The 23,831-nt window shown below is 44.3% G+C and carries 16 protein-coding genes and 1 pseudogene; 9 read left to right on the top strand and 8 right to left on the bottom strand.

The features are described from left to right. Positions 1-212 precede the first annotated feature (212 nt). Entirely contained in the window at positions 213-545 is a 333-nt protein-coding gene (locus A391_RS0101375; RefSeq protein WP_019896833.1) for a hypothetical protein, read from the bottom strand. A gap of 397 nt (positions 546-942) precedes the next feature. Between A391_RS0101375 and A391_RS0101370 the strand changes: the two genes are divergently transcribed. The 8 genes and pseudogenes from A391_RS0101370 to pqqA all read left to right on the top strand — a co-directional run bounded on the left by A391_RS0101370 (position 943) and on the right by pqqA (position 12,192). Next, positions 943-1,248: an ArsR/SmtB family transcription factor gene (locus tag A391_RS0101370; protein WP_019896832.1), complete on the top strand. Its 306-nt coding sequence runs from the start codon at positions 943-945 to the stop codon at positions 1,246-1,248. Positions 1,249-1,266: 18 nt separating this feature from the next. Then, positions 1,267-3,390, top strand: a pseudogene (aas, locus tag A391_RS13580) (bifunctional acyl-ACP--phospholipid O-acyltransferase/long-chain-fatty-acid--ACP ligase). Then, entirely contained in the window at positions 3,380-5,008 is a 1,629-nt protein-coding gene (locus A391_RS0101360) for a hypothetical protein (RefSeq protein WP_019896831.1), read from the top strand. The pseudogene aas and the gene A391_RS0101360 overlap by 11 nt, the downstream one beginning before the upstream one ends. 2 nt (positions 5,009-5,010) lie before the next feature. Next, positions 5,011-6,240 (top strand): amidohydrolase family protein, encoded by a 1,230-nt coding sequence (locus A391_RS0101355; RefSeq protein WP_019896829.1) that lies wholly within the window; start codon positions 5,011-5,013, stop codon positions 6,238-6,240. A gap of 66 nt (positions 6,241-6,306) precedes the next feature. Then, positions 6,307-7,656: an MFS transporter gene (locus A391_RS0101350; RefSeq protein WP_019896828.1), complete on the top strand. Its 1,350-nt coding sequence runs from the start codon at positions 6,307-6,309 to the stop codon at positions 7,654-7,656. A gap of 75 nt (positions 7,657-7,731) precedes the next feature. Next, positions 7,732-9,696: an LTA synthase family protein gene (locus A391_RS0101345; protein WP_019896827.1), complete on the top strand. Its 1,965-nt coding sequence runs from the start codon at positions 7,732-7,734 to the stop codon at positions 9,694-9,696. Positions 9,697-9,702: 6 nt separating this feature from the next. Continuing rightward, a complete protein-coding gene (locus A391_RS0101340) occupies positions 9,703-11,961 on the top strand; it encodes a lipopolysaccharide kinase InaA family protein (RefSeq protein ID WP_019896826.1) in 2,259 nt (752 codons plus the stop codon). A 159-nt stretch (positions 11,962-12,120) separates the two neighbouring features. Next, positions 12,121-12,192 carry a pyrroloquinoline quinone precursor peptide PqqA gene (gene pqqA, locus A391_RS14660; protein WP_012777389.1) on the top strand — a complete coding sequence of 24 codons (72 nt, stop codon included), beginning with the start codon at positions 12,121-12,123 and terminating at the stop codon, positions 12,190-12,192. 89 nt (positions 12,193-12,281) lie between these two features. On the opposite strand, the gene A391_RS0101335 is transcribed toward pqqA, so the two are convergent. The 4 genes from A391_RS0101335 to thiS form a co-directional block, all read right to left on the bottom strand. Next, on the bottom strand, positions 12,282-13,559 hold the full coding sequence (locus A391_RS0101335) for a murein transglycosylase A (RefSeq protein ID WP_019896824.1): 1,278 nt from the start codon (positions 13,557-13,559) through the stop codon (positions 12,282-12,284). Positions 13,560-13,623: 64 nt separating this feature from the next. Then, positions 13,624-14,007, bottom strand: coding sequence for a Co2+/Mg2+ efflux protein ApaG (apaG, locus tag A391_RS0101330; protein ID WP_019896823.1), 384 nt, complete (start codon positions 14,005-14,007; stop codon positions 13,624-13,626). Positions 14,008-14,212: 205 nt separating this feature from the next. After that, complete coding sequence (locus A391_RS0101325; protein ID WP_019896822.1) at positions 14,213-14,998, bottom strand: thiazole synthase; 786 nt, start codon at positions 14,996-14,998, stop codon at positions 14,213-14,215. A 50-nt stretch (positions 14,999-15,048) separates the two neighbouring features. Continuing rightward, positions 15,049-15,252 carry a sulfur carrier protein ThiS gene (gene thiS, locus A391_RS0101320; protein ID WP_019896821.1) on the bottom strand — a complete coding sequence of 68 codons (204 nt, stop codon included), beginning with the start codon at positions 15,250-15,252 and terminating at the stop codon, positions 15,049-15,051. A 324-nt stretch (positions 15,253-15,576) separates the two neighbouring features. Between thiS and A391_RS0101315 the strand changes: the two genes are divergently transcribed. Continuing rightward, a complete protein-coding gene (locus A391_RS0101315) occupies positions 15,577-16,317 on the top strand; it encodes a dienelactone hydrolase family protein (RefSeq protein WP_019896818.1) in 741 nt (246 codons plus the stop codon). 107 nt (positions 16,318-16,424) lie between these two features. Here the strand turns inward: A391_RS0101315 and hemE are convergent, their stop codons facing one another. From hemE to A391_RS0101300, 3 genes are all read right to left on the bottom strand, one after another. Next, positions 16,425-17,489, bottom strand: a complete 1,065-nt coding sequence (hemE, locus tag A391_RS0101310; RefSeq protein ID WP_019896817.1) for a uroporphyrinogen decarboxylase — start codon at positions 17,487-17,489, stop codon at positions 16,425-16,427. An 81-nt stretch (positions 17,490-17,570) separates the two neighbouring features. Beyond that, positions 17,571-18,998, bottom strand: coding sequence for a glutamate synthase subunit beta (locus A391_RS0101305; RefSeq protein ID WP_019896816.1), 1,428 nt, complete (start codon positions 18,996-18,998; stop codon positions 17,571-17,573). Positions 18,999-19,054: 56 nt separating this feature from the next. Beyond that, a complete protein-coding gene (locus A391_RS0101300; protein ID WP_019896815.1) occupies positions 19,055-23,746 on the bottom strand; it encodes a glutamate synthase-related protein in 4,692 nt (1,563 codons plus the stop codon). Positions 23,747-23,831: the final 85 nt, after the last annotated feature.

Raw genomic sequence — 23,831 nt, 5'->3', positions numbered from 1 at the left:
GCAACGAGCAGGATGATACGAGCGATTTTGCTAGAAAAATCGGTCAGTAAAACAGATGACGCTTGGAGGTTTTGCGCTTAACTCATTGAATACTATAGATGACATGGTCGAGTCACTACTGCATGGCGCAGTGCTCATCGAAAATAATATCCAGAAAATAAATATGCGTTATTGCGTAGCCAGCCTACTAAAGCTACATCATGTTAAACCGACTAACGCAACGGGGGAGAGCGGGGACGTACGTGGTAAAGAAAGGTAAGGCGAGGAAATACCTTGCTGAAAATAACAATGCAAAGCACAACTGTATTGGCAAAAATAAACGCCACACTCGTGAGTAAACCGTCGTGTGGCGGCTCATCTTGCGAAGGTGGCTCCGTATCGCCCGTAAACTCTTGCATTTCTGCAATACGTAAACGAGGTGTGTCATCGTTATAAACTGAGCTATCTGAGAATTGAGTAAAAAAGACAAATCCAAGCACAGCAATCAGCGCTGTTAACGATAACAGTCTGATTCGAGATGCAACTGAATTTAAGCTATAGTTCATTAGGTTGTTTTTATAATGCTGAAATTTAAATTACCTGATTTTGCATGAAATTGATGTAAGCAAACTTTGACTTAATCATCTTGACACATACTATATGAAAAAAATTACTTTCACAATGACTCAATCACATCTCACTAATATGTTGTAAATAATACATATTCTGTCTGCTCACTAGATACAGTTAGGCAAACAAAAACTGTGTTGCGCTATAAAGACTGCTGCTCGACATGCGCCAAAGAATACAGTGACACATACTTAATATAAACTGCTTATCAACCTAATCTGTTATACATTAGTGAGTCTGTACTTCACAGACTCTGCTATTCATTTGTGCTTTCCATAAAATATCAAACAAAATTTTCTTGACTTACATAACTAAATAACTAATCATATAGTTATGAAACGAGTCACAGAAATTCCAAGTAGTTTTAAAAATACTGCAGATATTTTCATCGCACTAGGTGATGAACATCGGCAGCTGATTCTGCTTGCCTTTGAAAAAGGTGAAAAATTAAACATTCTGCAAATTGTTTCCACCACCACACTCAGTCGCACCGCAGTGACGCATCATCTAAAAGTATTACACCGCGCTGGCGTGTTGTCGTCAGAGAAAATAGGAAAAGAAGTCTTTTTCTGGATTAATAGCCCGCTGATTGCTAATGCTTTGCAACAAGTACTCAATTACATCCAAAACGAAACCTGATTAACTACTGGAGAAAAAATGATCGGAACACTATTACAATTGATTTGCCGGGTAATTTTCAGGGTGGATGTCATGGGGATAGCCAACCTACCCAAGCAAGGTAAGTTGTTAATTATTGCTAACCACGAATCCTTTTTAGATGGTTTGCTGCTAGGCCTATTTTTGCCGATTCGCGCCACATTTGTTGTGCATACCACCGTACTGAACCATTGGTTTTTTAGACAAATATTACGCCTGACTCCATATCTGGCGGTAGACCCTACCTCACCACTTGCCATGAAAAAGGTGATCAAGCTGCTAGAGGCTGGCAAACCTGTGGTGATTTTCCCCGAAGGGCGCATTACGCTCACTGGCTCACTGATGAAGGTATATGACGGCCCGGGTTTTGTTGCAGCTAAAACAGATGCCATGATTTTACCGGTACGCATAGACGGTGCCGCCCGCTCTTACTTTAGCCGCCTGCGCGGCAGCCACCCAAGAAGACTATTTCCCAAGGTCACCATCAGTATCTTGCCTATACGCCACATTGGCATGCCACAAGCACCTACTGCCTAAGCACGCCGCCGCCTAGCAGGTGATGCCATGCGCCGTGAAATGCAGAATATGCTGTTTAGCTCCGCACCTATCAGCACCTTGTTTAGTGCATTGTTAGATGCCGTTGCCACCCATGGGCGAGGCACTATGCTGGTGGAAGACATGCGTCAGGTAGAAGAAAGTTATGGCGACTTATTGAAAAAGAGTTTGGCATTAGGCCGACTTGCCAGCAAAGTCAGCAGCAAGCATGAAAACATCGGCGTGCTCATGCCAAATGTCACCAATACCATTTGCCTGATATTCGGTCTGAGCGCCTTTACCAGAGTGCCCGCCATGCTAAATTACACCGCAGGTAGTGCTGGCATACAGAATGCCTGCACCGCAGCAGCCGTGAAAACCATTATCAGCTCTCGTGAGTTTATTAAAACCGCCAAGTTGGAAGAAGTCATCGCTGGTTTAAAAAACATTAAAATCATTTATCTAGAAGACCTCTCCAAACAATTTAACTGGCTGGATAAGTTATGGCTGATGGGGTTTGCACTATGGCTACCAAAGTTAGCTGTAGACAAATGCAAATCGAATGACCCTGCCGTGGTGCTGTTTACCTCAGGCTCTGAAGGCAAGCCCAAAGGCGTGGTGCATACGCACACCAGCATCTTGGCGAATATCGCACAGATTAAATCCGTGATTGATTTTTCCATGCAGGACAAATTCATGATGGTGCTGCCGCTATTTCACGCCTTCGGCTTTACTTGTGGTGCCATCATGCCTTTAGTCGCTGGGAGTAAATTATTTGTGTACCCATCACCTTTACATTACCGTGTGATTCCTGAAGTCATATACGACCGCGGTTGCACAGTGCTATTTGGCACCAGTACCTTCTTAGCCAACTATGCAAAATTCGCCAACCCTTATGACTTTTACAAACTACGTTATGTCGTGGCCGGCGCAGAAAAGCTTAACGAAGAAGTTCGTAAAACTTGGGTAGATAAATTTGGCATCCGTATCCTAGAAGGCTATGGTGCCACCGAGTGCGCCCCTGTGCTTGCCGTTAATACGCCGATGGCCAATAAACTGGGCTCAGTAGGCGCACTGATGCCTAGCCTCGAATCTAAACTAGAAAGCATCCCCGGCATTGAGCACGGTGACTTGCTTTCAGTGCGTGGGCCCAACGTCATGCGTGGCTATTACCTGTTTGACAACCCAGGCGTGATACAAGCACCACAAGACCAGTGGTATAACACTGGCGACATTGTTGAAATTGATGAAGACGGCTTTGTGTTTATCAAAGGCCGCGTCAAACGTTTTGCCAAAGTCGCGGGCGAAATGGTTTCTTTGGAAACAGTAGAGTCCATCGCCAACAACGCCTCACCGCAACATCAACATGCAGCCACAACTAGCCCAGACGCACAGCGCGGGGAGAATATCATCCTCTACACCACTGACAGCACACTTAACCGTGAGCAACTCAGCGCTAGCGCCAAAACCCTAGGTAGCCCTGAGCTTGCGATTGCGCGCAAAATCATATGTGTGAATGCACTGCCATTATTAGGCACTGGTAAAACTGACTATGTGACTTTGAAACAGATGGCAGAAAATGAAAAATAATAATTCAAGAACTAAAATATTCGCTATTGGCGTATCGATTATCACGTCTATTTATAGTTTAACAAGTGTGGCAGATCCTCAGTTTGTTCATGCATTAAACGAAAATAATTTGCTAGGTCTCTATCGTGCCGATCAATTCCGACTTAACCAAGGTGCTTGTAAGAATTGCGCTATCACGCCGCAAGCATCGTGGTATTTCGAACAGGAAACCATTGCCATACCACTTAGCAATGCCCATAGTTTTGATCCCAGCTTAAGCGCTCAAGAGGACGTCAAACAATGGGTTACAAGCCAACCATCGGCAACTAACGCAATGCCACCATTGGTATGGTTAGGCTCACCACATGTTGCAGTGGGAAAACTCAGTCAAGATGGAAAACGGCTAGAAAGTGACAATAGCAAAACCCAGCTAGCAATTACACCAAAAATCGAAAGTAATCAGTCTTACTATAACGAAGCTAGTGAACAGAATTTCGCTGGTCGCAATCTAGTCATGCGAGGCACGGCAGATAAAACGCATTTTACTGCACGCAGTATTTGGCCATTAGATTACAACCTAGATTTAAATCAAATCCCCTACAAACCACTTGCTGATCAGGAAACGATTGCCAGTTTAATACGTGACCAAAATGGTGGCGCATCAGCACCTTTTTCTGCGCGTATTTTGTATAAAAATCCTAATCTAACAAGCTTGCAAAATAAGCCTGTATTGAGCTTTGTACTTAATGGGGCCCAGGGTGACGATGATGAAGCCCATGGTGGTCACTTCGCAGTGGCAACCGGCCGTTTCGGTGCACAGGGTGAGTGGCATGATTGGCTGGTCAATAACTTCTACAACCTAGGCTCCGTGAGCGAAAAAGGCATTATTGCCGCTAGTTTACCGATGGATAGCTATCAGGGTGACTTAAACAGCGGTCAGTCTTGGTACCGTCCATCCTATATGCTAGTGGCGGTACTGAAAAATGACCGCAGTGCAGCCACCTACCAAAGTGCAATCAATCGCGTGATGCAGCATTTTTACAGGCAAGATTTCTTATACCGTCACGCTGGGGTTAATTGTGCAGGCATCAATTTAGAAACGCTTCGATCACTCGATTGGAGTATACCCAAGCTTGGTGCAACCAATTTACCAAAAGCCTTTGTAGCACTTCCCTATAAATCGTTGAGCGATATGAGCCTGGAAAGTGGCCTCAAAGCATACGATTACCTGAGCGCAGAGCAAACCAACTTATATCCTTTTGTAGCCTTTGAAACGATAGGTAATGATCTATTGAGTCGAATTGCTAAGAATCAGGCGAATACTGCATTTGAGAAACAGCTGGCAGAAGACCTGGAAGCGATTATTTATGTGCATATTCCGCAATTTCCTTCTTCTAGAGCAATGGGGCAAGCGCCCGTTGCATCTTTGGATGAGTATATTGCACGTACCCCAGCGGATATGTCGCAATGGAAAATTATCCCGGTAGGCGCACGTCATTTTCCGGACACTTTAAAAGACAAAAACACACCCGCTGAGCCAGTTCGCCCCGCCTACTATGGCTTAATGGCATGGTTAGTCATGTTGATATTAACGCTACTAGGCGTGCGAAAAATTTCCCGAAAATTTCATAAGAATTAACCATGGACCGCCGTCTATTTTTACTTGGGCTATCAGCCATTGGTGCCAGCGGCCTTACGATTGGTGGGGCGAGATATTGGCCGGAGTCAGGCTTTACCAACCCATGTTTCAGCCATTTACCGGATGAATTAAAGCAGCATCCACTTATGCAGACAATATGGGGGGATATAGATGCCGCGCAGGTATGGGATACCCATGCCCATATTATCGGCGCAGGAGATAACGGCGGCGGTGTGTGGTACAACCCGGATATGGATAACTGGTCACACCCCATCTTGAAAATTCAAAAAGATTTCTACATGAATGGCGGCTGCATTACTAGCGGCCGCGAAGATGAAACCTTCATCGCCCGCATGGTAGATTTGTCCGCTGACATGCCTGTTGGCTACAAAACCATGTTATTTGCATTTGACTGGACGCATAACGCACAAGGCCAGCCAGAAAAAACACATTCTATCTTTCACATTCCTGACAGCTATGCTGCGAGCATTGCCAAACAATATCCGCAACACTTTGAATGGGTGGGATCCATCCATCCTTATCGGCCAGATGCGATTGATGCATTAGAAAGCGCAAAAGCTAACGGCGCGCGTGCAATTAAATGGTTGCCTTCTGGTATGGGTATAGATCCAAGCTCACCTAAGTGTGACAAGTTTTACCAAAAGCTAGCAGAACTTAACATGCCGATTATCAGCCATACTGGTCGTGAAAGTGCAGTACAGGGCGGTAACCAATCTTTTGGCAACCCACTGCACATGCGTCGCGCACTGGATGCTGGGGTGCGTGTGGTCCTTGCACACTGCGCCAGTGATGGCCATGACGAGGACTTGGATAACCACGGGAAAACTATCAAAAGTTTTGAGCTGTTTACAAGAATCATGGATACGCCTGCCTATACAAAGCTAGCATTCGGTGAGATATCAGCCATTACTTTAATTAACCATGCTTGGGTGATTAGACCGCTACTGCAACGCCAAGATTGGCATGCCCGCTTAATCAACGGCTCAGACTATCCATTACCAGGCATACTGCCATTAGTTTCCACCAAACAATTATTTCGCTCAGGGTTATTGGAAGAGTCATACTTATTATTCTTACAAACCTTACGCGATTACAACCCATTGATGTTTGATTTTTCAGTAAAGCGACTCATCCAATTTAATGGCGCTAGTTTTGGTCGCAAAGTTTTTGAAACCAGAGCATTTTTTGATAATGCCACGACAAATGCATAGCTAGGCAACATATTCTCTATAACCAATAAAGATTCAAAATAAATCCAATAACAAAAGGCCAAGCCCATGAGCAACCAGTTTCAATTAATGCAAGAAAAGCGTTTTCGTCCATTTTTCTTTACTCAGTTCCTAGGCGCATTTAATGATAATGTCTTTAAAACCGCACTCATCACCTTGGTGGCATTTCACACCGCGAGGCTAACATCAATAGACGGCAGTACGCTTGCCACCCTACTACCGGGTCTATTTATTCTGCCATTTTTCTTGTTCTCGGCCACTGCAGGGCAGCTGGCAGATAAATACGAGAAATCCCAAATCATCCGCTTAGTAAAAGTGTTTGAAATTGGCATTATGCTGTTTGCCAGTGCTGGTTTTTTTCTACACAACATCTGGCTGTTAGCAGCAGCGCTATTCATGATGGGCATGCACTCCACACTGTTTGGGCCTGTTAAATATGCTTATTTGCCACAACACCTGAAAGAGAGTGAAATCGTCGGCGGCAATGGCATGGTGGAAATGGGAAGTTTTGTTGCGATTTTACTCGGACAAGTGCTTGGTGCGTGGCTTGCGATGCAAAGTGAGCACGCACTACTCACTAGCAGCACAGTGCTAGTGATTGCAGTGCTAGGCTACTGGACTAGTTGTGGCGTACCAAACTCCCCTGCAGTTGCACCTAAACTCAAGATTAACTGGAACCCAATCACCGAAACCTACAGAAATATCAAGTTTATCTGGCAACATCAGGCTATTTGGCTAACGATCATTGCCATCTCCTGGTTTTGGTTTTATGGCGCCACACTGCTCGCACAATTCCCTAGCTTTGCAAAAAACATATTACATGGTGATGAAAGCCTATTCATTTTATTACTCTCTATTTTCTCATTGGGCATAGGCATCGGCTCGCTCATGTGCGAGAAACTATCCAAAGGAAAAGTAGAGCTTGGCTTAGTGCTTTTCGGTGCTACTGGCTTAACACTGTTCGGTGCCGACTTATATTTTGCTAGTACCAGCATCTATGAAAGCTTAAACAATAAAGCTTTGCTCGATTACGCTACATTCATCGGTATGCACTACGATGCTGAAGGACATTTAATTTTCACTTACTGGCGCTTGCTTGCCGATATTGCCTTGATTGGTGTGTTTGGCGGTTTATATATCGTGCCATTGTATGCATTTATCCAAACACGCTCTGAAAAAAGTCATCAATCTCGCGTGATTGCCGCCAATAATATTCTCAACGCATTGTTTATGGTCATTTCAGCACTATTTTCCGTGCAAGTTTTCAATATGGGATTGAACATTCCGCAGCTATTTTTAGTCACAGCTCTGCTTAATGTCATCATCATGATTTATTTATGTATTCGGCAGCCTATTTATTTGCGGTCCTTTATTGCTTGGTTAAAACCTAAGCCATAAACACACCTAAACAACAGGCATAAAAATATCTTTAACCTTATAATAGCAAAACTATTTTTCATCACTAACACGTACATGTCTTTAATCAGAAAACTGCATCTCTCTATCTGGAAGCTTTCCTCCAAACTAGGTCCGTTTGCGCCTTTCATCGCGATGTTAATACTTGGCTTGGTCATACTTTCTGCCACACGTTTAGGCTTAGTGCTATGGAAATTCGAGCGTGTTGCTAGTACAGGTAAACTTACTGAGATTTTGCTGCAAGGCGTACGTGTAGACGTCATTCAACTATGTCTGATTGCATTGGTGCCATTGTTACTCGCACCCATTCTAGCTACGCAGCGCCTATTTAAGTTTTGGCAGAAATTGACTTATGTTTGGGTGTTTGTTGCACTCATACTTTTAGTATTTCTAGAAGCAGCAACACCAGGTTTTATTGGAGAATATGACGTACGCCCTAATCGAATCTTTGTCGAATACCTCAAATACCCAAACGAAGTATTCAGTATGTTATGGCGCGGCTTCAAGGTTGAAATCTTCTCCGCATTAGCAGCGGTGGCATTGGCTGGCTGGCTGGTTCATGGGTTTATGCGCCCTTGGTTAGGCATGCAACCCAACTGGTCTAACAAAAAGTTATGGTTAGTATGGCCACTCATCTTTATATTAACTGCGTTTGGTATCCGATCCACCTTAGGCCATCGCCCTGCCAATCCTGCACTGTTTGCCATTACGGCTGACAGCATGGTGAATAGTCTAGTGCTCAATTCTGGCTACTCGGTGGTATATGCCACTTACAATCTTATCAAAGAAACCAAGTCTAGCGACATTTACGGCAAAATGCCACGTGAAGACATTTTTAAAATCACTGGTGCCAAAGAAACAGACCTTCCCACACTCACCACGCTTAATCCAAGCAATCAAGGTAAAAAGCCGCTCAATCTGGTGATTATTTTGCAAGAAAGTTTAGGCGCTACCTTTGTAGAGTCTTTAGGCGGTGTTCCTGTCACACCCAACTTAGAGAAACTAAAAGAACAAGGCATCTGGTTTGAGCAGTTATACGCAACTGGCACTCGTTCTGTGCGTGGTATTGAGGCTGTGGTCACTGGCTTCCAGCCAACACCTGCCGACAGTACGGTTAAGCTATCAAAATCACAAAAGAACTTTTTCAGCATCGCTGCATTATTAGAAAAACAAGGCTATCACACTGAGTTTATCTATGGCGGAGAGTCTCATTTTGACAATATGCGTAGCTTTTTCATGGGTAACGGGTTTAATTATATTGTTGACCAAAAAGATTATAAAAATCCTGTATTTACAAGTAGCTGGGGCGTGTCAGATGAGGACTTACTCAACAAGACCCATGAGCAACTATTAGCACACCACCAAGCGGGTAAACCATTTTTCACGCTAGCATTCTCGTCATCGAACCATTCACCGTTCGAGTTTCCTGATGGCCGCATTGAGTTGTACGAGCAACCCAAAAGCACGGATAATAATGCAGTGAAATATGCAGACTACGCCATCGGCGAGTTTTTCAAAAAAGCACAAAAAAGTGCCTATTGGCAAGATACTGTTTTCCTAATCGTTGCCGACCATGATATTCGCGTACGTGGTGCTGATTTAGTGCCGATAGAACGCTTTCATATTCCCGCTCTGATTCTAGGCGCAGATATCAAACCACAGCGCTATACTGGGCTTGCCAGCCAACTAGATTTACCAGTAACAATGCTTTCATTGATGGGCATTCACGGCCAGCACCCCATGACGGGGCGCGATTTATCCAGTATTGCCCCTGATAGCCCAGGCCGTGCCATGATGCAATACAATGAGAATTATGGCTGGATGGAAGAGAGTGAACTAGGCAAGCAAGTGGTGGTATTACGCTCTGGTAAATCGCCAGCACACGGCTTATATGACGCTAAAACCAAAAAACTAGCCGAAGTGCCACCGCCAGCCAATGCAAAACTGCTTGAAGAGCGCGCCTTAGCAAACGTATTGCTGCCTGATCTTTTATACAACGAACAGCGTTTCCATTTACCGTAAACCTGAATGAACAACCCAATTAAACAACGTAGCATGCTCACATGGCCTATCATTAGAAAAGGGCTTGCCTACATCCTAAGTGGTAAATTTAGACTAAAAAATGCTCACCTACCAGCAGAGCGTCATACGGTTCCAGCTAACTTTATCGGTGTTTGTGTTGCATCTGCAGCTGACCCAGTGATGGATGATTATGTCATTGCAGAGTTACACGCGTTAGGGATTAACCAAGTACGCTTGGACTTTACCTACGGCGATTTAGAAAGCTTTAACGCACGTTTCCTGCAACGCTTAATTAATGATGGGTTTCATGTCACTTTGCACCTGATACAGCCATTTAGCCGTGCAAGAAATATGGAAAGTAAGACAGAACAGGAAGCTTGGCAAAGCTTCTTAAATAACGTGCTCAATCGTTTTGGACGCCATGTCGCACGTGTGGAAATTGGTAATACCATCAATAGAAAACGTTGGGCAGGTTACACCGTTGATGGCTTTCTCGCCGCTTGGAATATTGCTTACACCACCATCAAACAACATGGTATCGAACTGGCTGGCCCGAATGTAACGGACTTTGAGCCGATATATAACATCGGCATCTTAAGCCTGCTTAAAGCCAAGCAACAGTTACCAGATACCCATAGCAACAATCTATTTTCTGAGCGCGTGTCAGAACCAGAGCGCTTCGATCACCGCATATTGAAATACCGTTGGGCAACCGCGTTAAAGTTTAATCTGATTAAAAAAGCACGCTTACTGAGAAAAGTTGGTCAGGACTTTGGCATCCAACGTTTTATTTCTCCAGTGGCATTTTGGGCAATCTATCGTATTCAACGCTTACTGCCTGATGGCGAACAAAAACAAGCCGACTATGCGGCGCGCTACATGCTGCTCAACGCAGCTTCTGGTGCCTTAGATCAAGCCTTTTGGGGTGCATTTATCTGTCAGCGTGAAGGCTTAATCGATGACGGGCTAACAGATGCAGAATACCCGGCATTAGAGCGTGTTACGCACTATGCCAGCGTAGATGGCAAGCAGAGCAACTTCTGGCGTCATGCCAGCTTTAATGCCATCAAAACCGTAGCAACAATGATTCAAGGCGCTGAATATATCAAGGCAATATCAAGTGCAAATGGGCTAGAAATTCATCACTTTCAGACTAATACATATGACATCCATGCACTATGGACGATTAACGGAAAAGTAGCCTTACTGCACGACATTTACGACACCTCAGATATCAATACCGCCGAAATAATCCACCGTGACGGTCATTTATTGAACGCTAAAATTCATATCGTATGCGAGTCACCCATTTATATCCGCTGGCCAAAAAATCAGACAGTGATTATTAAAGACACCGCCACACTGGCTAAAGACTTAGCCATACACGCGCATATTCAAGCACTGCAATATTACCCATTCTGCCAAGATAATTGGTTTGGCATGATATTGGCACATAATGCCGAAGAGGCTTTGCTGATTGGTGAGCAGTTACACCCCAGCAAACTGATTAGCCCACAAAAAGCCAGCGCCTTGCGCCATGCTCGTAATGCAATATGGGCGCTACCAGACCCACGCAACGTGCAAACGCAAGTCACCGTCAAGCAACCAGTTAAAATGTATCCGCATAAGGCACTGTTAGATAGATTCAAGCCTAGCAAAGCCAAACGCAGCTGGAATGGAGCAGTTGAGCTGTTAAGACGCGGTATTAACACCGCGCATCCCGTTGCTTTTTTCGAGCAACAAGGTGATAAGACACTTAAACAGAATTTCTATATTTGCGACTACGTCAAAGCAGACTGCTCCGTAGGCGAAATGTTTGTGCACTTTGCAAAAGGGAATAAAGAGTTTCATTTTTCTGGAAAAAACAGCACCATCCGCGCCGCTGACGTATACCAACAGCTTGCGCAATACTTACATCGCATGCATCAGACTGGCGCTTTTTTCAGAGACCTATCAGGCGGCAATGTCTTAGTGCAATTACAAGATAACAATCAATTATCATTCTCTCTGATTGATACGGCTCGGGCACGTTTTTATACGCATCCAACACCGATGAATCAACGTGTGTCAGACTTAGCTAGAATGTGTAATAAACTTCACTGGGCAGGCCGCGAACGCTTCATGGGCCTATACTTAGCCAACATTGGCAGAAAGCTAAGTCCAGGTATTAAATTTTCATTTTACTTATATGACTTTAAAGTGGCATTTAAAAGAAAGTTTGGTCGTAAAGGCATTAAAAAGTTAATACAGAAATTTAAAAAGTAAACCGCGGGCATCAAACAAGTACAGTTCTAATGATTTTCATTAGCCTGCATTCATGAACTAAGTCATGCTACAAAACCTAAGGCGCCGTAATATCCTATCCACGTAATGCAAATGTAATTGAGCAAATGCGGTACGAATTTATATAAAAGGAGAATTACTATGTGGACAACACCAGCTGCTACTGAAATGCGTTTCGGTTTTGAAGTTACAATGTACGTAATGAACAAGTAATATCTTACGTATAAATAAAAAGGGTGCTATAGGCACCCTTTTTATTTGCCATCAAACAATGGCGATGATCCTAGATTAAGTATTTATTTTTAAGGCTTAATCACAAACTCTTTTGGTAAAAACACCCAAATCTTGCCAGTTTGCTTCATCGCACCAGCTTTTGCTCCTGCACTGGCGCCAGCCCCCCAAAAGAAGTCTGCACGAACACCACCCTTAATTGCACCGCCTGTATCCTGAGCCATCATTAAACGTTTTAAAGGTTTACTTGTATTTGGCTCTGTCGTTGATAAAAACACAGGGGCGCCTAATGGCACAAACTTAGGATCAACCGCGACACTGCGCTCGGCCAAAATTGGCACGCCTAATGCGCCTAATGGCCCAGGTAAGCCAGCAGGAAGCTCCCTAAAGAACACATAGCTTGGATTTTGGTTAAGCAACTCGCGTAGCTTATCTAAGTTATTACGTGCCCAGTTCTTAATCCCTTGCATGGAGGCTTGTGCCAGTGTCAATTCGCCACGCTCTATCAGCAAACGGCCGATTGAATTATAGGTATGTCCATTCTGATCAGCATAACCTACGTGCATTTGCTCACCAGTATCTAACTGCACCAAGCCTGAGCCTTGAATCTGTAAGAAAAAGACGTCAATAATGTCATCAATATATACAAACTCACGACCTTTCACTGGCGAAGCTTCAGTTTCAATTTCTGCTCGGTTGTAATAGGGCACCAATTTATTACCCACTAAGCGACCACGCACACGCTTATATTTCAGCTCTGGGAATAAACTGTCCAACTCCACGGTAATTAAGTCATCAGGTGTAGCATAAAGTGGATTAGGATACTTAGCTGACTTGGTGCGGCTGCCTTTTAGTAAAGGTTGGTAGTAACCTGTAATCAGCCCTTGTTCAGAACCATCAACATTACTCGTTTTATACACTGAGAAGTACTCTTGAAAGTAATTAAGTACCGCCTGTGTTTGCGGCTTGCTTGCAGTCTCATTATTTAATTTTTGTGCGGCAGTGCAAGCACTTTTCCACACTGGCTTATTAATCAATGTCGAACAACTTTGCATCCATGCTGGCCAAGCCAAGCTCAAATTATCAACTTGCAGTCCATCAATGTCGTTCCAGTCTACCATTTGCAATAAGCCGTAATCAGGCAATTTGGCCAGCTGCTTTTGTTGATCAGCCGTTACCTCAACTGGCTTGCTACTGGCTGGCACTTGCACTGGTGCCCCTACAGCTGGACAGTCGCATTTTGCCTGCGGTGGCGCAGGAACGGCTACCGGCTTAATACTCTTATTTGCGCATGCCATCATCAACAGTGTGAGCAATACGAGCAAAGTATGATGTGCAATTTTTCTCATTGTGACAACTAGTCTTGTGTATGGGGTCTTGAATACAGGTTGATAAAGGGATAAAACGCTTAACTTAATGCAATATTCTGGGCATTGCGAGTGAAAAAGGAGCAATCACCGCATCAAACTGTGTGCCGTCTTCTGCCACCATTTGATACGTGCCATGCATCTCACCCATAGGCGTATTAATCAATGTGCCGCTCGTATACTCATAACGCTCAGTGGGCTTAAGCAAAGGTTGTGCACCAACCACACCCAACCCTCTAATCTCTTTTGTCTCGCCGTTAGCTTCAGTCACTACCCAATGACGGCTAATCAATTGGGCCGACACATTTCCTGTATTAGTGATTGTCACATGATAAGCAAAAGCATATTGATTATGCTCGATATCGGACTGCTCCGCGATAAAAGTGACCTCAACTTTTACGGTACATTCATAATGTTTGACGCTACTCATGATCGTGTTCTATGCCTAACTGCTTCTATGCTTAAGTGTAAGTTCAAAAATTTAAGACTTATCATCTATCGTATATGTTGAAATCAGAACACATGACTGAGTAGCTTCATATGGTACAAATCAGCTTTTAAATGCATTAAATGACATGCAATAACACCAACGTGCAAAATATGGCGAATGATGAATCTTCGTTTTACTTCAACGCTTACTTCGAAATCAAGCCCGTTGTTGGTGAGCTAGGGCTCGCAGAATATAGCTTTTTAGGCATACGTCCAGCCAGATAGGCTTCACGACCTGCCTCTACTGCTTTCTTCATTGCACCTGCCATTAATACAGGGTTTTTTGCAGCAGCAATCGCCGTGTTCATCAATACGCCTTGGCACCCAAGTTCCATCGCAATCGCAGCATCAGAAGCAGTGCCGACGCCTGCGTCTACCAATACTGGGATTTTTGCATTTTCTATGATGATTTGAAGATTCCACGGATTTAATATGCCCATCCCAGAACCAATTAATGAGGCTAGTGGCATCACTGCGCAACAGCCAATTTCTTCTAACTGTTTTGCGATAATCGGATCATCAGAGCAATACACCATCACGTCAAAACCATCTTTGACCAAGGTTTTAGCGGCGGCAAGTGTTTCAGTCATATTAGGGTATAAAGTATTAGGGTCACCTAACACCTCTAACTTCACTAATTGATGACCATCTAATAATTCGCGTGCTAAGCGTAATGTGCGCACAGCCTCATCCGCAGAATAACAGCCGGCGGTATTTGGCAAATAAGTAAACTCTTCTGGCGGTAAAAAGTCGAGCAGTGAAGGTTCGCCTGCGGTTTGGCCAATATTAGTTCTGCGAATTGCCACGGTGATAATTTCTGCACCACTGGCATCAATCGCCGCGCGTGTCTCAGCAAAGTCTTTATATTTACCAGTACCCACCAACAAGCGTGATTGATAGGTCTTATTTGCTATTTTCAATAAATCTGACAACTTTTTTATCCTTCATCATTCATTAATCGTGAATATATTCGATGTGCGGGCTAACCGCCGCCGACTGCGCCAACGATCTCTAATTTGTCACCATTTGACAATGGAGTGTCTGCGAATTGGCTACGCGGTACGATTTCGCCATTAAGTTCTATCGCCAAGCGTTTTCCGACTAGTTCTAACTGCTCGACTAACTGCGCAGCACTCATCTGCGCAAGCTCAAAACTGCGCGATTTACCATTTATTATAAGTTGCATAGAAATTGCACCATATGACTAAATACCATGTGATTAGATCAGGAAATCATGACCATCTGACTAACTCAGCAGATACCAATTCACCTGATATTGGATAAACAATATGTGATTGTTTACACAAATAGATTCAAAACAATATTTTACGAAAATTGTACTACTCTTAGCAAACCTTAATTTAGTTATCTCTAATATTTAACTAATAAGATTTATAGTGCCAAATGCTTGATTTACATGCTTAGAAAGCACACATATCCCACAAAAAACATGTGTGTCGTTGTACAATATCTCGAGTTTTTTATTTGGAAGTCTATTCAGAGAGCTATCATGAACATTCAAAGCCACATTGCTGACATTAACACACCTACTGGTGTTATGCGCACATATATTCACCGCCCAACAGGCGATGGAAAATATCCTACTGTTTTATTCTACTCAGAGATTTTTCAGCAAACCGGCCCTATTGAACGTGCTGCTAAAATTATTGCCAGCCACGGCTATGCTGTACTCGTGCCTGAAGTGTTCCATGAGTTAAACCCAATTGGTACTGTATTAGGTTATGACGATGCCGGCCGCGATAAAGGTAATGCCGATAAATCAGCAAAAGATGTTGAAGGCTATGACACTGACAACGCCGCCATGATCGCTTTTGTGAAACAACAAGCGTGGTATAACGGCAACATCGGTGCAATGGGCTTCTGCATTGGTGGACATTTAGCTTTCCGCGCAGCATTACAACCTGAAATCAAAGGTACAGCATGCTTCTACGCAACAGACTTGCACACACAAGTGATTCCTAACAAACCAGGACAACACAGCATGGAGCGCCTTAGCGACATTACAGGCGAGCTATTGATGATCTGGGGCAAGCAAGATCCGCACATTCCTGCAGCTGGACGTGCTGATGTGTATAAAAAGCTAGGTGATACCAATATCACATTCACATGGCACGAGTTTAATGCCCAGCATGCATTTATGCGTGATGAAGGTGAACGTTATGACGCGCAAACTGCAATGATTGGTTACCAACTGGCATTGAATTTGTTTAGCCGTACGTTACATCAATAATCCATACCTATTCGCTATTCATTAGCGTATACGTACAAAAAAGCCTGATCAATGTGATCAGGCTTTTTTAATGTCGTTATCCAGCTAATTGTGGATAAAATAGCAAATTACACATGGTATTGCTGGCTATGCGCTCTAATAGCAGCGAGCATTGCTGCCGCATTTTCTGGTGGCGTCCATTGTGTGATGCCATGACCCAAATTAAAGACGTGGCCATGGCCTTTGCCGTAGCTTGCAAGTACGCTAATCACTTCTTTCTCAATCGCTTCTGGTGTTGATAGTAAAATAGCCGGATCTAAATTGCCTTGCAGCGCCACTTTATCACCCACACGTTGACGTGCACTACCAATATCCACTGTCCAATCCAAGCCTAATGCATCTGCGCCGATCTCAGCCTGTGCTTCTAACCATAAACCGCCGCCTTTAGTGAATACAATACTTGGCACTTTACGACCATCATTGGTTTTAATTAAGCCATTCACAATTTTTTGCATGTAATTGAGTGAAAACTCAGTATAGGCATTGTGCGAAAGTGCGCCGCCCCATGAGTCAAATATCATTACAGCCTGCGCACCTGCCATAATCTGTGCATTCAGATATTGAATCACAGTCTGCGCGGTTGTCTCTAAAATATGATGCAATAAATCAGGGCGTGCATACGCCATTTTCTTAGTGGTTAAAAAGTCTGTACCGCCTTTGCCTTCCACCATATAAGTAGCGAGCGTCCAAGGGCTGCCTGAGAAGCCAATCAAAGGTACACGGCCATCCAATGCTTTGCGGATGCTACTCACTGCATCAAACACATATTGCAGCTTCGCCATATCTGGCACGACTAGTTTCTGAATATCGGCTTCTTGCTGTAAGGTACGCTCAAACTTTGGGCCTTCGCCTTCTTCAAAGTACAAACCTAAGCCCATGGCATCTGGCACCGTGAGAATGTCTGAGAACAGAATCGCGGCATCTAACAGTGGATAGCGATCCAAAGGTTGTAGCGTCACATCTGTCGCAAATTGTGCATTTTTACAAAGCTGCAAAAAACTCCCAGCAGTCTTACGGCTCTCACGATATTCAGGTAAATAGCGGCCAGCCTGGCGCATCATCCACACTGGGGTGTAGTCCGTTGGTTGGCGCATCAGCGCTTTTAAGAATGTGTCGTTTTTTAATTGATTCATTTGATTACCTAAATAAAAAAGGACACAAAGTTGTTTTACTTTGCATCCTTTATTTTTACATTGTCATACTTTAAATTTAACTTAACGTGGCAATACTGATGAGCCCATTAAAAATTCATCTACTGCACGTGCAGCCTGACGACCTTCACGAATTGCCCAAACCACTAAAGACTGACCGCGACGCACATCACCAGCAGCAAACACTTTATCTTTGTTAGTTTTGTAGCTTGCGTCGCCTTCAGTCGCAGCTTTGGCATTACCACGATTGTCTTTTTCTACACCAAACGCTTCAAGCAACTTCTGAATTGGTGACACAAAGCCCATCGCCAAGAACACTAAGTCAGCTGGAATCGTAAATTCAGAACCAGCGATTTCAGACATCTTTCCGTCAACCCACTCAACACGTGCACCTTTCAGTGCCACCACTTTACCGTTTTCGCCAATCAATTCTTTAGTCGTAATTGACCAATCACGGTTTGCGCCTTCTTCATGTGAGCTTGAAGTACGAAGTTTTAGTGGCCAGTTAGGCCAAACTAGTTCTTTATTCTCTTTTTCAGGTGGTTGTGGCATCAACTCAAACTGTGTAATACTTAATGCGCCATGACGGTTTGATGTACCCACACAGTCAGAACCTGTATCACCACCACCAATCACAATCACGTGCTTGCCTGTAGCTTTAATTTGGTCAGGAACGCTATCACCAGCCACTACTTTGTTTTGCGGTGTCAAAAAGTCCATCGCAAAATGTACGCCATCCAACTCACGGCCAGTCACTGGTAAATCACGAGGTTGCTCTGCACCTGCTGCTAACACCACAGCATCAAACTCAGCCACCAAATCGTCAGCATTTACGTTCTCACCAACGTGCTGATTAACGCGGAACTCAACGCCTTCCACTTCCATTTGCGCCATACGACGGTCAATGTGCGATTTTTCCATTTTGAAGTCAGGAATACCGTAACGTAACAAACCACCGATACGGCTGTTTTTTTCCAATACGACAACACTGTGACCAGCACGCGCCAATTGTTGTGCAGCGGCTAAACCAGCAGGGCCAGAACCAACTACAGCCACTTTTTTGCCTGTTTTATTTGGATTTACTTGCGGTTGAACCCAGTCGTTTTCCCAAGCTTTATCAATGATTGCGTGCTCGATTGATTTAATACCAACTGCATCCGCATTGATATTAAGCGTACAGGCTGCCTCACATGGAGCAGGGCAGATACGACCAGTGAATTCTGGAAAGTTATTGGTTGAATGCAATACATCAATCGCACTGCGCCAGTCTTGGTGATAGACCAAATCATTCCAATCTGGAATGATGTTGTTGATTGGACAGCCCGTTGTACAAAACGGAATACCACAATCCATACAACGAGCACCTTGCTGCTTGGCTTGGTCATCTGTTAAATGCAGCACAAACTCTTTGTAATTCTTAACGCGATCCTGAACTGGCAAATTTGCCTCGGACAGACGTTCAAATTCCATAAATCCCGTTACTTTACCCATACTATAAAGCCTTTTCCCAAAAGAGTCTCTTTACTTGTTTCATATTAAAAGCGACTCTAAGCCGCTACCAACGCTTTATCTTCAGCAAGCTCGATTAAGGCGCGTTTATATTCATTTGGCATTACTTTAACAAACTTGGCGCGCGCATTATCCCAATCAGCAAGTAGCGCTTTAGCGCGCTCACTGTCAGTGTATTCAACGTGCTTGTTGATTAAAGCAAGCAATGTCACTTCATCAGGCTGATTCAAATGGTGCACAGCATCGGCTGCTACGTTGTCGACATGTTCAACTTTCTCTAAAGACACCATGCCCATGTTGCAACGTTTTGCAAATAAGCCATCTTCATCGTACACATAAGCTACGCCGCCACTCATACCAGCCGCAAAGTTTTGACCAGTCACACCTAACACCACTACGGTACCGCCTGTCATGTATTCACAACCGTGGTTACCAACGCCTTCAACCACTGCAGTGGCGCCTGAGTTACGCACACAGAAACGCTCACCTGCCACGCCGCTGAAATAACTTTCACCCGTTGTTGCACCGAACATCACCGTGTTACCCACAATAATGTTCTCGTGTGAAATACCACGGAATGCTTTAGGTGGCTTAATCACGATTCGACCGCCGCACAGACCTTTACCTACATAGTCATTACCTTCACCTGTCAGGTCAAAGGTAATCCCTTTGGCAAGGAATGCCGCAAAGCTTTGACCAGAGGTTCCAGTGAAGTTCACGCGAATCGTGTCGTGCGGCAAACCAGCATTACCATAACGCGTAGCTACCTGATTTGACAGCATAGTACCTACCGTACGGTTAGTATTCGTGATCGGAATATCCAACACTACTTTTTCACCGTTTTCTAGCGCCGGTTTTGCAAGTGCGACCAGTTGATTATCCAAGGCATTAATCAAGCCGTGGTCTTGCACGTCATTGTTTTTACGTGAAACGCTAGCTGGCATATCTGGCTGATGGAATACTTTGCTGAAATCTAGGCCACTAATTTTCCAGTGATCAATACCAGCTTGCATGTCTAATAAATCTGGGCGGCCGATCAAGTCATCAAACTTAGCAATACCCATAGAAGCCATTAATTCACGCACTTCTTCAGCCACAAAGAAGAAGTAGTTCACCACATGCTCTGGCTGACCTGTGAAGCGTTTGCGCAATTCTGGATCTTGCGTTGCAACTCCTACTGGGCAAGTGTTCAAATGACACTTACGCATCATGATACAGCCCTCAACCACGAGTGGCGCTGTCGCGAAACCAAACTCATCTGCACCTAATAAGGCACCAATCACTACGTCACGACCAGTCTTCATTTGGCCGTCAACTTGCACCACCACACGGCCACGCAATTGGTTCAATACCAAGGTTTGTTGTGTCTCAGATAGACCTAGCTCCCAAGGCGCGCCCGCATGTTTAATGGATGAAATTGGCGATGCACCAGTACCACCATCATGACCAGCAATCACTATATGGTCTGACTTAGCTTTTGCCACGCCTGCTGCCACCGTACCTACACCAGTTTCAGAAACCAATTTCACTGAAATTGAAGCTTTAGGGTTGGCATTTTTCAAATCATGAATCAGCTGCGCCAAGTCTTCAATTGAATAAATGTCATGGTGCGGAGGAGGTGAAATTAAGCCCACGCCTGGTACTGAAAAACGCAACTTAGCAATGTACTCTGACACTTTATGACCAGGTAACTGACCGCCTTCACCAGGTTTTGCACCTTGCGCCATTTTAATTTGGATTTGGTCAGCATTCGCCAAGTATTCAGCCGTCACACCAAAGCGGCCAGATGCCACTTGTTTAATGCTAGAGCGCATTGAATCGCCCGCTTTTAGATTGATGTTACTCTCAATCAACTTGCTACCAAGTACGTCTGCCATTGTTGAAGCATTGGCCACAGGAATAAAGCGTTTTGCGTCTTCACCACCTTCACCAGTATTCGATTTACCGCCAATACGGTTCATCGCAATTGCCAAGGTTGCATGCGCTTCAGTTGAGATAGAACCCAATGACATCGCACCAGTAGCAAACCGTTTAACGATTTCTTTAGCAGATTCTACTGTGTCTAAAGGAATCGCAGCACCTGCTGGTTTAATCTCAAACAAACCGCGCAACGTCATATGACGACGTGACTGGTCATTAATTAACTTAGCGTACTCTTTGTATGTATCATATTTGCCAGTACGTGTTGCATTTTGCAGTTTAGACACTGATTCAGGCGTCCAAGTATGCTCTTCACCACGCACACGGAAAGCGTACTCACCACCAGCGTCTAGGTTGTTTGCTAGCACTGGATCTGTACCAAAAGCTGCTGTATGCAAACGCACCGCTTCTTCAGACACTTGATCTAAACCAATACCTTCAATATTGGTCACTGTGCCAGTAAAGTACTGCTCAACAAACGCAGTATTTAAACCAATCGCTTCAAAGATCTGTGCGCCACAGTAAGATTGGTAAGTAGAGATGCCCATTTTAGACATGACTTTATACAAACCTTTACTGATTGCTTTTACAAAGTTCTTATTGGCAGTGTAGCTATCTAACGCCATGTCTTTAATGGTCTCAAAGGTAAGCCATGGACAAACAGCCTCTGCACCGTAACCTGCTAATAACGCAAAGTGATGTACTTCACGTGCAGAACCAGTATCAACCACCAAACCAGTGCTGGTTCTCAAGCCGGCTTTTACCAAGTGCTCGTGCGTTGCAGAACAAGCTAATAGGGCGGGAATTGCTACGCGATCTGCGCTTACATTGCGATCAGACAAAATCAGAATGTTGAAACCATTTTGAACGGCATCTGATGCCGCTTTGGTAATGCTAGCGACTGCTGCTGCCATACCATCCTTACCCTGCACAGCAGGATAAGTAATATCTAGCACCAATGATTTATATTGGTTCTGCGTCAATGTAGCAATCGCCTTCAATTGCTCCAGTTCGTCCAACATCAATACAGGTTGGCTCGCCTCTAAACGCATTGGAGGAGTTGTTTCATCCACACCTAACAAGTTAGGTTTAGGGCCGATAAATGTAATTAGCGACATCACTAACTCTTCGCGAATTGGGTCGATTGGCGGGTTAGTCACTTGTGCAAACAACTGTTTGAAGTAGTTGTATAAAACTTTAGGTTTTGCTGACAACACTGGCAATGCAGCGTCGTTACCCATAGAGCCTGAACCTTCTTCACCATTTTGTATCATTGGCTGCAAGATAAATTTGATATCTTCTTGCGTGTAACCAAATGCTTGCTGCGTATCCAGCAGATCAGCAGCTAACTCTAGATGGCCATCCACTTTTGGCATGTCGCTCAAGAAGTAACGTGATTTTTCAATCCACTGTTTATATGGTTTTGCTGTGGCAAGCTGGTTCTTCACCTCAGCATCATCAATGATGCGGCCTTGCTCCATGTCGATTAACAACATTTTGCCTGGTTGTAAGCGCCATTTCTTAACGATTTTCTCTTGCGGGAATGTCAACACACCCATTTCAGATGCCATCATCACGATGTCATCATCAGTCACTAAGTAACGGGCTGGGCGTAAACCATTACGGTCTAATGTTGCACCCACCATACGGCCATCCGTAAAGGCAACGGCGGCTGGGCCATCCCATGGCTCCATCAACGCTGCATGATATTCGTAGAATGCACGGCGCTCTTCATCCATTAACGGATTGCCAGACCAAGCTTCTGGAATCAGCATCATCATGGCATGCGGCAAACTATAGCCGCCCGCCACCAACAATTCTAGACAGTTATCAAAACAAGCGGAGTCTGATTGACCTTCAGCGATTAATGGCCATAATTTTTCTAAATCTTCACCAATCACGGTTGAGCGCATCGCCTCATGACGTGCTGCCATCCAGTTCACGTTACCTTGTACGGTATTGATTTCACCGTTGTGCGCAATCATGCGGAATGGGTGCGCTAGATCCCAAGCAGGGAAAGTATTGGTCGAGAAACGTTGATGCACTAAAGCCAGTGCGGAAACGATGCTTTCATCGTTAAGGTCTGTATAGTAAATACCCACTTCGTTAGCTAGCAACATGCCTTTGTAAACGATAGTGCGTGATGACAATGAAGGCATGTAGAACGCTGCATTATCTTGCAACTCAAGTGCACGCACCGCATGTTCAATGCGTTTACGAATCACAAATAATTTACGCTCAAATACGTTTTGGTCTGCAACTGTGCTTGAGATAAACACTTGACGCATGGTTGGTTCTACATCACGTGCGGCTTGGGCAATATTGCTGTTATCTACTGGCACATCACGCCAGCCTAGCAACGTTTGATTTTCTTCAGCAACGATTGTTGTAAACAACGCTTCACAGGCTTCGCGATTTTTTGCAGTTTGCGGTAAAAACACATTACCTACCGCATATTGGCCAGCCGCAGGCAACTCAATACCGAGCTTCGCAGCCTCTTTGCGCATAAAGGCATCCGGCATTTGCATGAGCAAACCCGCACCATCACCCAATTTAGGGTCATAGCCAGTCGCGCCACGGTGCGTTAGGTTGGTTAATAGCTCCAAGCCTTTTTGCACGATCTCGTGACTTTTTTTGCCTTTAATGTGTGCGACAAAACCAACACCACAAGCGTCGCGCTCGTTAGAAGGTCTGTATAAACCTTGTTTTGCTGGTCGTCCTGAATACAGATCAGGATTAACTGAAGCCACATCATCGTGTGCAGCCAGTGCGTTTTCAGAACCAATTTGCTTACTTAAATCTGTTGCCATATTATCTAATCACAAAACATTTAGCGGAACCTTCAAGTTTACCGCTAAATACCTATGAGTTCAATAAGATAGAGCCGAAAGATAA

Origin of the sequence: Methylotenera mobilis 13 (genome assembly GCF_000384255.1) — a bacterium.
Taxonomy (GTDB): domain Bacteria; phylum Pseudomonadota; class Gammaproteobacteria; order Burkholderiales; family Methylophilaceae; genus Methylotenera; species Methylotenera mobilis_B.
Note: the sequence above shows the minus strand (reverse complement) of the source record. Positions and strands in the feature narration are given on the sequence as shown.

Excerpts from the sequence above, each read along its gene's own strand:
- A391_RS0101375 (WP_019896833.1), bottom strand. The coding sequence starts at position 545 with ATGAACTATAGCTTAAATTCAGTTGCATCTCGAATCAGACTGTTATCG.
- A391_RS0101370 (WP_019896832.1), top strand. The coding sequence starts at position 943 with ATGAAACGAGTCACAGAAATTCCAAGTAGTTTTAAAAATACTGCAGAT.
- A391_RS0101360 (WP_019896831.1), top strand. The coding sequence starts at position 3,380 with ATGAAAAATAATAATTCAAGAACTAAAATATTCGCTATTGGCGTATCG.
- A391_RS0101355 (WP_019896829.1), top strand. The coding sequence starts at position 5,011 with ATGGACCGCCGTCTATTTTTACTTGGGCTATCAGCCATTGGTGCCAGC.
- A391_RS0101350 (WP_019896828.1), top strand. The coding sequence starts at position 6,307 with ATGAGCAACCAGTTTCAATTAATGCAAGAAAAGCGTTTTCGTCCATTT.
- A391_RS0101345 (WP_019896827.1), top strand. The coding sequence starts at position 7,732 with ATGTCTTTAATCAGAAAACTGCATCTCTCTATCTGGAAGCTTTCCTCC.
- A391_RS0101340 (WP_019896826.1), top strand. The coding sequence starts at position 9,703 with ATGAACAACCCAATTAAACAACGTAGCATGCTCACATGGCCTATCATT.
- A391_RS0101335 (WP_019896824.1), bottom strand. The coding sequence starts at position 13,559 with ATGAGAAAAATTGCACATCATACTTTGCTCGTATTGCTCACACTGTTG.
- apaG (WP_019896823.1), bottom strand. The coding sequence starts at position 14,007 with ATGAGTAGCGTCAAACATTATGAATGTACCGTAAAAGTTGAGGTCACT.
- thiS (WP_019896821.1), bottom strand. The coding sequence starts at position 15,252 with ATGCAACTTATAATAAATGGTAAATCGCGCAGTTTTGAGCTTGCGCAG.
- A391_RS0101315 (WP_019896818.1), top strand. The coding sequence starts at position 15,577 with ATGAACATTCAAAGCCACATTGCTGACATTAACACACCTACTGGTGTT.
- hemE (WP_019896817.1), bottom strand. The coding sequence starts at position 17,489 with ATGAATCAATTAAAAAACGACACATTCTTAAAAGCGCTGATGCGCCAA.
- A391_RS0101305 (WP_019896816.1), bottom strand. The coding sequence starts at position 18,998 with ATGGGTAAAGTAACGGGATTTATGGAATTTGAACGTCTGTCCGAGGCA.
- A391_RS0101300 (WP_019896815.1), bottom strand. The coding sequence starts at position 23,746 with ATGGCAACAGATTTAAGTAAGCAAATTGGTTCTGAAAACGCACTGGCT.